The sequence below is a fragment of the Monashia sp. HAY1-5C genome (assembly GCF_056755255.1).
On the sequence record NZ_JBPGXG010000153.1, the window covers coordinates 1 to 10,238 of the forward strand.

Below are 10,238 nucleotides of genomic sequence, written 5' to 3' on the forward strand. Positions count from 1 at the left end.
TCTCCAGACCGTCCGTGACGTCGCGGCTACGGGGCTTGATGTCGGGCGTCTGCGTCATGAAGGCAGCATAGGACGCCGTCCGCTGGGTGGACACGGCATCTCAGCTCCCGACCACAGTGGTCGGACGTGCGCCGACGCGTCGTCCCGGCGCGGCGTGGCGGTCAGCCCCGGCTGACGTGGAAGCGCAGGAGCGAGCACGACCCGGCCTCGAGGTCGGTCCACTCCCCCTGGTAGCGCAGCACGGCCAGGCCGCTCGTCGCGAAACCGGCCGCGAGGGCGTCGTGGGCCTCCCGCGAGCCGTCGCCCTCGGTGAGGAGGGTCGTCAGGTGGGCCGTCGTCGGGTTGTGCCCGACGACGAGGACGGTCGCGGTGTCGCCGGCGTCCTCGCGGACGGTCTCGAGCACCTGCTGCGGGCCACCCTCGTAGACCGTGCGCCGGTACTCGACGAACTCGGTCTGGGCGCCGCCGTGGCAGGCCTCCTCCCAGGTCTGACGCGTGCGCACCGCCGTCGAGCAGATGACGAGGTCCGGCACCAGGCCCTCCGCACGCAGCCAGGCGCCGGCGGCCTTGGCGTCGCGGCGGCCGCGGTCGGTCAGCTCCCGGTCGTGGTCCGGTTTCCCGGGCACCTGCTCGGCCTTGGAGTGGCGCATGAGGACGAGGGTCTTCTCGCGGGCGGCGGTGCTCATGTCACCGAGCATGCCGTGATCCGACGGCATTGTCAGCCCGCGCGGCGGCGCCCGTGGGTCACAGCTCGAGGACCGGCCTGATCCGCTTGGGTGTCCACATCCGCGACCGGCGGGCCGCCACCGTCGACACCGCGAGCGCGACGAGCAGGTAGAGGGCGAGGACGCCGACCGAGCCGAGCACCGGCCCGAGGTCCGCGCCGTAGAGCAGCCGACGCAGCCCGTCGACGGCGTGGCTCATCGGCACGACGTGGTGCACCGCCTGCAAGGGCGCCGGCAGCGTCTGCCACGGGAAGGTGCCACCCGCGCTGACGAGCTGCACGACCATGAGGACGAGGCCGAGGAACTTGCCCACGGCGCCGAGGCGCGAGGCGAGCGCGTGCAGGATCGCCACGAACGTCAGGGACGTAAGGCAGAGGAAGAGGAACGCGAGCACGGGGTGCGCGATCCGGATGTCGACGCCGCGGCTGACGACGAGCACGAGCGCCGCGACCTGCGCGAGCCCGACGATCGCCGGTGCGAGCCAGCCGCCGAGCGCGGTGCGCACCGAGCGCTGGCTCGTGGCCAGCGCCCGTGGCGACAGCGGCCGCACGAAGAGGAACAGGACGTAGGCGCCGATCCAGAGGGCCAGGCTCATGAACAGGGGCGCGAGGCCGGCGCCGTACGAGCCGGCCGAGGAGAGCGACCCCGTGGAGACGCCGACGGGGTTGCCGATCGTCTCGGCCATGGCCCTGCGCTGGGCCTCACTCGGGTCCGGCACGGAGTCGCGACCCTCGACGAGGCCCGCGTGCAGGTCGGTCGCTCCGCGGGTCAGCGTGTCGAGACCGGACGCCAGCGACGCCGCGCCCGAGGCCAGGTGGTCACCGCCCGACGCGGCCTCGGCCGCGCCGGTCGACAGCCTGGTGGCCCCGGCCCCGAGGGCGTCGAGGCCACCGGCGAGCGCACCCGCGCCGTCGTGCACCCGGACCGCACCGGAGCGGGCCCGGCTGATGCCCTCCGCGAGGGCGGGGGTGGCGTTCGCGAGCGCCCGGGCGCCGGCGGCCACGCGGTCGGCGCCCGTGGACAGTCGCACGAGGTCGCCGGAGGCGCTCTGGATGGTGGCGTCGGCGTGGTCGACGTCACCCGCCATGGCACCGAGCCGCGAGTCGACGAGGGACAGCTGGGCATCGGTCAGGCCTTGGGTCCGCAACGCGGCGAGCAGGGCGGTGCGGTCGGCGCTGAGGCGTCGCTTGAGCTCGCTCGACGCGGAGGCGGCTCGGATGCCGTAGCCGGCGACGGTCCGGTTGCCGGCCGCCACCTGCTCGGCGCCATCGGCCAGCCGGGCGGTGCGGGACGGCAGGTCCGCGGTGCGCGCCTGCAGGGTCCCGAGGCCGGAGACCAGCTGCGCGGCGCCGGCCTGCAGGTCGTCGGCCCCGGCGGCCGCCCGGCCCATGCCGGTCGCGAGCCGCGCCGCCCCGGACGACAGGTCGTGCAGTCCGGCGGCCAGGCTCGTGGCGCCCGTCGCGAGCCGGTGGGCGCCGGCGTCGGCCTTCGCAGCCCCGGACCGCAGCCGCTCCGAGCCCTCGACCGCCTCGACGAGGTGGTCGTGGACCTGGCTGAAGCCGAGCAGCAGCCTGCTGGCGGCCGTCCGGCTGACCTCGCGGGCGACCGAGGCGGTGACCTGCTTGATGACCTGGTTGCCGATCATCGAGGTCATGTAGTTGTTGGCGTCGTTGGTCTCGAGCACCACCGTGGCCCGGCGCGGCGTGAAGGCTGCCGTCGACGCGAGGTCGGCCGAGAAGCTGCGGGGCAGGATGACGGCGAACGCGTAGCGGCCGTCGTCGACGCCACGCATCGCCTCGGCCCGCGAGACACGGTGCCAGTCGAAGGACCTGGAGTCGACGAGGTGGTCGGCCACCTGCCCGCCGACCTGGAGCGTCTCCCCCGTGCTCAGCGTCGTGCCGGCGTCGTCCGAGACGACCGCGGCCGGCACCTGGGGGAAGGCGCCGTACGGGTCGTGGTTGGCGTAGAGGTAGAGGCCGCCGTAGAGGGTCGGGATGAGCACGAGCGCCGTGAGGGCGAGCCGGGCCAGGCGCGAGGAGGTGAGGCGTCGCAGCTCGGCGACGGCCAGACGGAAGGGGTTCATGCCGTGAGCTCTTTCGTGGACGGGAGGGCTGCGGCGGTCGCAGAGGTGGTCAGGACGATGACGACGAGACCGGTCGCCGCGAGGCGACGGCAGGTCTCGAACCAGACGGTGTGGTCACCGCCGTGCCGTTCGGGTCCGGCCAGGACGAGGACGCGGACGTGGGGGTGGAGCGCGCCCAGCTCGAGCAGCAGGCTGGTGCGGACCCCCGCCGGCAGTCGCTCCCACGGTCGGCCGGCGCGGTCGGTGAGGTCGCGCTCGGCGAGGAACGCGGCGACCGCGGCCCGGGAGGCGGGACGTTCGGCGAGCGCCAGCTCCTCCTCGACGACGGCCCGGACGGTGATGGCCTCCTCCGGGGCGGTGACGTCCGCGACGTCGACGAGGCGCGTCCGCAGCTGCAGGTCGGGCAGCCGTGACGCCCCGCCGAGGCTGACCCGCCCCCGGAGCAGGTCGACGCGGCCACCGATGGCGAGGGCGAGCGCGACCTGGGGGATGCCGGGGTCGGTGGCGACGACCGTGACCTCGCCGGCAGGAGCGACGAAGCTGAGGTGCTCGACGAAGGGCTCGTGGATGCCCGCGACGGTCACGTCGTCGACGACGACGGTGCGCAGGTCCGGCGCCGGGCTGGGGTCCACCTCTGAAGCAGTCACGATACGAGTATGCATCCGATACGCACTCGTATCCAATTCGAGGACGTATCCTTGCGGCATGAGCACGCCGGCTGAGCCCCGCATCACCGCCCGACGCAAGGCCACCCGCGACCGCGTCCTCGAAGCCGCGAGCGAGGTTTTCGCCGAACGCGGCTTCCACGGCGCCACCGTCGAGGACATCTGTGAGCGCGCCGGGTTCACCCGTGGCGCCTTCTACTCGAACTTCTCCTCCAAGGACGACCTCGTCCTCGAGCTGTCGCGGCGCCAGGCCGAGGACCTCGTCGAGCGCATCCGACGGGCGAGCAAGCGCGAGCACGCCGCCGCGGAGGACGTGCTGCGCGACGTGTTCGCCGCGCTCGCGGACGAGAGCCGCAGCAAGGAGCGCTGGGTCGTGCTGACGACCGAGTTCACGCTGCACGCCATCCGGGACGCCGGGGCACGGCGGGCCTGGGCCGCCCAGCAGCGCAGGGTCCGTGACGAGCTCGTGGCCGTCGTCGACGAGGCCGTGGAACGGCAGGGGTTGACCCTGCCGATGCCCACGGACCTGTTCGTCCGCGTCGCCATCGCCCTGACCCAGGGCTCGCTGACCCAGCGTCTCGTCGAGCCGAGGTCGCTCGCCGTCGGCGAGCTCGAGCGGACCGTGCTGCCGATCCTGCTCGGCATGCACGCCTGACGAGGGCTCCCTCAGCCCCCCGAGACCGCGTTGATGATGTGCACCCGCGCTCCCGCGGGCACCGGAGTCGCGACACCGTCCCCCCGCGTCGCATCCTCGCCGTTGACGAACACCTTGACGTGACGTCGGATGTGGCCGCGCTCGTCGCGGACCTTGCCGTCGAGGATGCGGTGCTCGGCGAAGGCGCGGTCGAGCAGCTCGGCGACGCTCTGGCCGCCGCCGGGCGACTCCACCTCGATCTCGGACACTCCCCCGACGAGGTCGCGGAGCATGCCGGGCAGGATGACTCGGACCGGTGCGACGCTCATGCCGAACCCCTCCGCCCTCAGCCGACCTGGGCCGCGCGCACGACGAGGACGTCGGGCAGCTGCGTGGCGATGCGCTGGAAGGACTCGCCCTCGTCCGCCGAGGCGAAGACGTCGCCGTTGCGGGTGCCGAGGTAGACCCCGACCGGGTCGGCGGTGTCGAGGGACGCGGCGTCGCGCAGCACACAGGTGTAGCTGTCCGAGGGCAGCCCCTGCGCCTGCATGCGCCAGTGGGCGCCGCCGTCGTCGGAGCGCTGGACCTGCAGCTGCGCGCCCGGCGGGATGCGCTCACCGTCGTCGGCCACCGGGACGTTCCACACGACGCCCGGACGCCGGGGGTGCGCCAGGATGGTGAAGCCGAAGTCGGTGGGCAGGCCCTCGGCGATCGACTGCCAGGTGGCACCGTTGTCGTCGGAGCGGTAGACGCCCTTGTGGTTCTGCGCGTAGAGCTCGCCGTCGCCGTTGCCCCGCGCGACCTTGTGGACGCACTGGCCGAACTCGGGGTACTCGTCGTCGGGCATGAAGTACGCGCGGATACCGGGGTTCGAGGGCGCCCACGTCTGGCCGGCGTCGCTGGACCGGTAGACACCGCCGGCGCTCATCGCGACGAGGAGGTTCTCGGGGTGCCCGGCCTCGGGGACGATCGTGTGGACGGCTCCCCCACCGAAGCCCGGCTCCCACTTGGGCCGGTGCGGGTGGTCCCAGAGGCCGCGGACCAGCTCGTAGTGCTCGCCGCGGTCGGTGGAGCGGAACAGCGCGTGCGGCTCGACGCCGGCCCAGACGACGTCGTCGTCGTTCGGGTCGGGAGTCAGCTGCCAGACCCGCTCGAGCGCGGTGTCGGTGTCGGTCGGGAAGGCGAGGGCCCGGTCGGGGCTCTCGGTCCACGTTCGTCCGGCGTCGGTGCTCACCTGGACGGTCGGGCCCCAGTGCCACGACTTGACGCCGGCGAGGACGCTCGTCCGGCCGGCCCGGGTGTCGACGGCGACCGACGCGACCTCGCTCATGAGGAAGTGCGGGCCCTCGAGGGTCCACTCCGCGCGGTCGGCGCTGCGGGCGACCCACAGCCCCTTGCGCGTGCCGATGGCGACGATGGTCTCAGTCATGTTCACAGTGTCCACTACCCCACCGACAGCGACAAGGGTCGACGCGCGGTGCCACCGGCCGACGTGCTCAGTCGCCGCGGGACGCTCCCCCGACCACGACGACGTTGTCGAGCGGGCGTCCGTCACGCAGCGCCTCGGCCTGCCGGCGGACCAGCGCGACCGCCCGGGGCCGCATCGCGTCGGTCGCGCCGCCGACGTGCGGGGTGACGAGCACGCCCCGCGTCGTCCAGAGCGGGTGGTCGGCGGGCAGCGGCTCCGGGTCGGTGACATCGAGCGCCGCGCGGAGCCGGCCCGAGGCGCACTCGGCGACGAGCGCGTCGGTGTCGACGACCGGTCCGCGGGCGACGTTGACCAGGACCGCACCGCCGGGCATGAGGGCGAGGGTCTCGGCGCCGACGAGCCCGCGCGTGGCGTCGGTGAGCGGGACGACGACGATGACGACGTCGTGGTCCGGCAGGAGACGGGGCAGCTCGTCGATGCCGTGCACCTGCTCGACGAGGTCGTCACCGGCGCGGGCCCGGCTCGCGACCGCGGTCACCGACACCTCGAACGGCAGGAGCCGGCGCACGACGGCGCGGCCGATGTGGCCGTAGCCGAGCACGAGGACGCGCCGGTCGGCGAGCGACCGCCGCAGCACGAGCGGCGTCCACTCGCCCTGCGCCTGCGCGGCGGCGAACTCGGGGACCTCGCGGATCGAGGCGAGCGCCAGCGCGAGGGCCAGCTCGGCGGTGCTCGCGTCGTGGACGCCGGCCGCGTTGCACAGCGCGACGCCCTCGGGCACCTCGTCGGCGAACTGCTCATATCCCGCGCTCTGCAGCTGGAGCGCCTCGAGGCTCTCGAGCCCCGGCGTGACGTCGGCCAGCCGCAGTCGCGTCATGTACGGCACGACGGCGAGCCGGATCTCCGCGCCACGCGGGTGCGGTTCCTGCATGTCCCACACGACCAGCTCCACGCGGCCGTCGGCCGTGAGGTCGGCCAGCCGGTCGGCGTAGTCCTGCTCGGGGACGGACACGACGAGTCGCTCGGTGCTCATGCCCGAGACGCTACCCAGCACCTCGCGGCGGTCCGGACTAGGCTCCGGGCCGTGGTCCCGCCCGACGCCTCCCGCCTGCACGTGCCGACAGGACGCGTCCTGTCGGTCAACGTGGGACGCCGCTCGGCGCGGTCCTACGCCACCGCGGACGCCACGGCCATCGACAAGAGCGCCACGGCGGCGGTCGAGGTCCGCGACCCCGGGCCGAAGCGCGGCGGCCTGGGCAGCGGCGTCGTCGGTGACGAGATCGGCGACCCGCGCCACCACGGCGGTCGGCTCCAGGCCGTGTACGCCTATCCGCGCGAGGACCAGCAGTGGTGGGCCGAGCGCATCGGGCGGCCCATAGCCGCAGGCGAGTTCGGCGAGAACCTCACGACGGAGGGCCTCGACACGACCCACGCCCTCGTCGGCGAGGTGTGGCGCGTCGGCACCGCGGTCCTGCGCGTCGAGGTGCCGCGCATCCCGTGCCGCACCTTCGCCGGCCACATGCGCGAGAGCGGGTGGGTGCGGCGCTTCACCGAGGCGGGTCGCACCGGGGCGTACCTGTCGGTGACGGTCCCCGGCCGCATCGTCACCGGTGACGCGGTCCTCGTCGAACGACCGGACCACGACGTCGACCTGCTCACCCTCTTCCGGGCGCTGACCGGCGACCTCGACGCCACGCGCCGCGTCGTCGAGGCGGCCGTCGTCGACGCCGAGGTGCAGGCCGACCTCGTCGGGACGCTGCGCCGACGCGGCGCCGAGATGCGCTGACGTGCGCTGACGTGCACTGACGCGTGCTGAGGTGGGCAGACGCGCGCTGACGCGGCGGCGTCGGGCGCCGGCTCGGGGACACCCTCGGGTGACAATGGCGTATGTCGCCGAGATCCCGTCCGTCCCGTCGAACCGTCGCGGGCCTCGCCGCCACGGCCCTGCTCGCAGCGGGCTGCTCCAGCCCCGCGGGCGGCGGGCCCGGCACGTCGGCGACGGGGTCGGTCACGCCGTCGGTGACAGGGCAGGTGGCACCGTCGGTGGCCCAGTCCGACGGCCCGGTCACCCTCCTCGGAGGCCTCGACATCGCGTGGTCGGTCGCCGTCCTGCCGGACGGCAGTGCCCTCGTCAGCGAGCGCAACACCGGACGCGTGCACCGGGTGCCGCCGCCGGGCGCCGGCGGGGCGCCGGAGGTCGTCGGGGAGCTGCCGATCTCCCGCACGGGCGGCGAGGGCGGTCTGCTCGGGCTCGCCGTGGCCGGCGACGTCGCACGGACTCCCGTCGTCTACGCCTACTACTCGACCGAGGGCGACAACCGCGTCGCCGCCGTGCCCTGGGACGGCAGGCGGCTCGGCGAGCCCCGGGTCGTGCTGTCGGGGATCCCCCGCGGCACCAACCACAACGGTGGCCGCATCGCCTTCGGTCCCGACGGCTACCTCTACGTCTGTACGGGTGATGCCGGCGACTCCTCGCACTCGCAGGACCTCGGCTCGCTCGGCGGCAAGATCCTGCGCGTGACCCGGGACGGGCAGCCCGCCCCGGGCAACCCGTTCGGTGGTTCACCGATCTGGTCCTACGGCCACCGCAACGTCGAGGGCCTGGCCTGGGACTCTCACGGTCGGCTGTGGGCCAGCGAGTTCGGCGCCGACACGTGGGACGAGCTCAACCTCATCCGGCCGGGCGGCAACTACGGCTGGCCCGCGGTCGAGGGCCGGGCCGGCCGGCCGGGCTATGTCGACCCGGTCGCGCAGTGGCCCCCCTCGGAGATGTCGCCGAGCGGGATCGCCGTCGGTCCCGATGACGCCGTGTACCTGGCGGCGCTGCGGGGCCAGTCGGTCTGGCGCGTGCCCGTCGGCGCGGACGGCCGGGCGGGCACGCCGACCCGCTACCTCGAGGGGACGTACGGACGCGTGCGCGACGTGCACGTCGTCGACGGCCGGTTCTGGCTGGTCACGAGCAACGGCGGGGACGACCGCCTCGTGTCGTTGCCCCCGTCGGCCGTGGGGGCCGGCTGAGGCCGCCCGCCACGGTGGCTACTGGCCGAGCTTGGCCAGGATGAGGGCGCGGGCCCTGCCGGCGTCGGCCTGGCCCTTCATCTCCTTCATGACCTGGCCGATGAGCGCACCGGCAGCCTGGACCTTGCCGCCGCGGATCTTGTCGGCGACGTCGGCGTTGCCCGCGATGACCTTGTCGACGGCGGCCTCGAGGGCGCTGTCGTCCTGGACGAGCTCGAGCCCGCGCGCGTCCGCGACGGCGGTCGGTGCGCCCTCGCCGGCGAGGACCCCGTCGAGCACCTGACGGGCCATCGAGTCGTTGAGCCGACCCGAGGTCACGAGCCCGTCGAGCTCGGCGACGTGGGCCGGCGACAGGCCGATCGACGACGCGTAGGTGACGAGGTCCTGGGCCTCGGCGTTGGCCCGGCGCGACGGCTCGCCGAGCCACCACTTGCGGGCGGCCGCCGGGCTCGCCCCCGCGGCCACGGTCTGCTCGATGAGCTCGACGGCGCCGGCGTTGAGGACGTCGCGCATCTCCAGATCGCTGTAGCCCCAGTCGGACTGGAGTCGCCTGCGGCGAGCGGCGGGGTTCTCCGGCAGGGTGCCGCGCAGCTGCTCGACCCACTCCGCCGGGGGCGCGACCGGCACGAGGTCGGGCTCGGGGAAGTACCGGTAGTCCTCGGCGTCGGACTTCGTGCGGCCCGACGTCGTGACGCCGGTGTCCTCGTGCCAGTGCCGCGTCTCCTGCAGGATCGAGCCGCCGCCGGACAGGATCGCCGCGTGGCGGGAGATCTCGTACCGGACCGCCCGCTCGACCGAGCGGAGCGAGTTGACGTTCTTCGTCTCGGTGCGCGTGCCGAAGGGGACGGCGGCCTGCTCCACCGACGTCGGGTCGCCGGCCTTGGGGCGCAACGAGACGTTGGCGTCGCAGCGCATCGAGCCCTGCTCCATCTTGACGTCGCTGACGTCGAGGGCACGCAGCAGGTCACGCAGTGCCGACACGTAGGCGCGCGCGACCTCGGGGGCCCGCTCCCCCGCCCCGGTCATCGGCTTGGTGACGATCTCGATGAGCGGGATGCCGGCTCGGTTGTAGTCCACGAGGCTGTGGGTCGCGCCGTGGATGCGGCCGGTGGCGCCGCCGACGTGAAGCGACTTGCCGGTGTCCTCCTCCATGTGGGCGCGCTCGATCTCGACCCGGTAGACGGTGCCGTCCTCGAGCTCGACGTCGAGGTGCCCGTCGTAGGCGATCGGCTCGTCGTACTGCGAGGTCTGGAAGTTCTTGGGCATGTCCGGGTAGAAGTAGTTCTTCCTGGCGAACCGGCACCAGGCAGCGATCTCGCAGTTGAGCGCCAGGCCGATGCGGATCGCCGACTCGACGGCCTTCTCGTTGACGACCGGCAGTGCGCCCGGCAGGCCGAGGCACACGGGACAGACCTGCGAGTTCGGCTCGGCGCCGAACTCGGTCGGGCAGCCGCAGAACATCTTCGTGGCCGTGTGCAGCTCGACGTGCACCTCGAGACCCATGACCGGGTCGAAGCGCTCGAGGGCCTCGTCGTAGTCGAGCACGGCGTCCGTGGCGATGGTCGTCATCGTCAGGCTCCCTTCACGGCGGGGGTGGCGTCCAGCGCGGGCGCGCGGTCGAGGATGGGGCCACCCCAACGGTCGACGAGCGCCGCCTCGAGGGCCGCGCCCACGGTGTAGAGGC

At 73.8% G+C, this 10,238-nt stretch carries 10 protein-coding genes; 3 read left to right on the forward strand and 7 right to left on the reverse strand.

Annotated elements, in window-relative coordinates:
* Positions 1 to 161 precede the first annotated feature (161 nt).
* Genes ACR9ZK_RS18470 through ACR9ZK_RS18480 form a run of 3 tightly spaced genes read right to left on the reverse strand, consistent with a single transcriptional unit; the run spans position 162 to position 3,455 of the window.
* Complete coding sequence (locus ACR9ZK_RS18470; protein WP_481343424.1) at positions 162 to 686, reverse strand: SixA phosphatase family protein; 525 nt, start codon at positions 684 to 686, stop codon at positions 162 to 164.
* Positions 687 to 744: 58 nt separating this feature from the next.
* Entirely contained in the window at positions 745 to 2,808 is a 2,064-nt protein-coding gene (locus tag ACR9ZK_RS18475; RefSeq protein ID WP_481343425.1) for a YhgE/Pip family protein, read from the reverse strand.
* Positions 2,805 to 3,455 (reverse strand): hypothetical protein, encoded by a 651-nt coding sequence (locus ACR9ZK_RS18480; RefSeq protein WP_481343426.1) that lies wholly within the window; start codon positions 3,453 to 3,455, stop codon positions 2,805 to 2,807. The genes ACR9ZK_RS18475 and ACR9ZK_RS18480 overlap by 4 nt, the downstream gene beginning before the upstream one ends.
* A 58-nt stretch (positions 3,456 to 3,513) precedes the next feature.
* Between ACR9ZK_RS18480 and ACR9ZK_RS18485 the strand changes: the two genes are divergently transcribed.
* Positions 3,514 to 4,128 carry a TetR/AcrR family transcriptional regulator gene (locus ACR9ZK_RS18485; protein WP_481343427.1) on the forward strand — a complete coding sequence of 205 codons (615 nt, stop codon included), beginning with the start codon at positions 3,514 to 3,516 and terminating at the stop codon, positions 4,126 to 4,128.
* 11 nt (positions 4,129 to 4,139) lie between these two features.
* Here the strand turns inward: ACR9ZK_RS18485 and ACR9ZK_RS18490 are convergent, their stop codons facing one another.
* From ACR9ZK_RS18490 to ACR9ZK_RS18500, 3 genes are all read right to left on the reverse strand, one after another.
* Positions 4,140 to 4,436 (reverse strand): MoaD/ThiS family protein, encoded by a 297-nt coding sequence (locus tag ACR9ZK_RS18490; RefSeq protein WP_481343428.1) that lies wholly within the window; start codon positions 4,434 to 4,436, stop codon positions 4,140 to 4,142.
* Between the two features lie 17 nt (positions 4,437 to 4,453).
* On the reverse strand, positions 4,454 to 5,536 hold the full coding sequence (locus ACR9ZK_RS18495; protein ID WP_481343429.1) for a WD40/YVTN/BNR-like repeat-containing protein: 1,083 nt from the start codon (positions 5,534 to 5,536) through the stop codon (positions 4,454 to 4,456).
* A gap of 67 nt (positions 5,537 to 5,603) precedes the next feature.
* Positions 5,604 to 6,569 (reverse strand): 2-hydroxyacid dehydrogenase, encoded by a 966-nt coding sequence (locus ACR9ZK_RS18500; RefSeq protein ID WP_481343430.1) that lies wholly within the window; start codon positions 6,567 to 6,569, stop codon positions 5,604 to 5,606.
* A gap of 51 nt (positions 6,570 to 6,620) precedes the next feature.
* Between ACR9ZK_RS18500 and ACR9ZK_RS18505 the strand changes: the two genes are divergently transcribed.
* The gene (locus tag ACR9ZK_RS18505; protein ID WP_481343431.1) at positions 6,621 to 7,322 is read left to right on the forward strand and encodes an MOSC domain-containing protein; all 702 of its coding nucleotides are present in this window, start codon (positions 6,621 to 6,623) and stop codon (positions 7,320 to 7,322) included.
* Between the two features lie 101 nt (positions 7,323 to 7,423).
* Entirely contained in the window at positions 7,424 to 8,554 is a 1,131-nt protein-coding gene (locus ACR9ZK_RS18510) for a PQQ-dependent sugar dehydrogenase (RefSeq protein ID WP_481343432.1), read from the forward strand.
* 18 nt (positions 8,555 to 8,572) lie between these two features.
* Here ACR9ZK_RS18510 and gatB read toward each other — a convergent pair whose 3' ends face one another.
* A complete protein-coding gene (gatB, locus tag ACR9ZK_RS18515) occupies positions 8,573 to 10,123 on the reverse strand; it encodes an Asp-tRNA(Asn)/Glu-tRNA(Gln) amidotransferase subunit GatB (protein WP_481343433.1) in 1,551 nt (516 codons plus the stop codon).
* Positions 10,124 to 10,238: the final 115 nt, after the last annotated feature.

Excerpts from the sequence above, each read along its gene's own strand:
- ACR9ZK_RS18475 (WP_481343425.1), bottom strand. The coding sequence starts at position 2,808 with ATGAACCCCTTCCGTCTGGCCGTCGCCGAGCTGCGACGCCTCACCTCC.
- ACR9ZK_RS18495 (WP_481343429.1), bottom strand. The coding sequence starts at position 5,536 with ATGACTGAGACCATCGTCGCCATCGGCACGCGCAAGGGGCTGTGGGTC.
- ACR9ZK_RS18510 (WP_481343432.1), top strand. The coding sequence starts at position 7,424 with ATGTCGCCGAGATCCCGTCCGTCCCGTCGAACCGTCGCGGGCCTCGCC.
- gatB (WP_481343433.1), bottom strand. The coding sequence starts at position 10,123 with ATGACGACCATCGCCACGGACGCCGTGCTCGACTACGACGAGGCCCTC.
- ACR9ZK_RS18485 (WP_481343427.1), top strand. The coding sequence starts at position 3,514 with ATGAGCACGCCGGCTGAGCCCCGCATCACCGCCCGACGCAAGGCCACC.
- ACR9ZK_RS18500 (WP_481343430.1), bottom strand. The coding sequence starts at position 6,569 with ATGAGCACCGAGCGACTCGTCGTGTCCGTCCCCGAGCAGGACTACGCC.
- ACR9ZK_RS18490 (WP_481343428.1), bottom strand. The coding sequence starts at position 4,436 with ATGAGCGTCGCACCGGTCCGAGTCATCCTGCCCGGCATGCTCCGCGAC.
- ACR9ZK_RS18470 (WP_481343424.1), bottom strand. The coding sequence starts at position 686 with ATGAGCACCGCCGCCCGCGAGAAGACCCTCGTCCTCATGCGCCACTCC.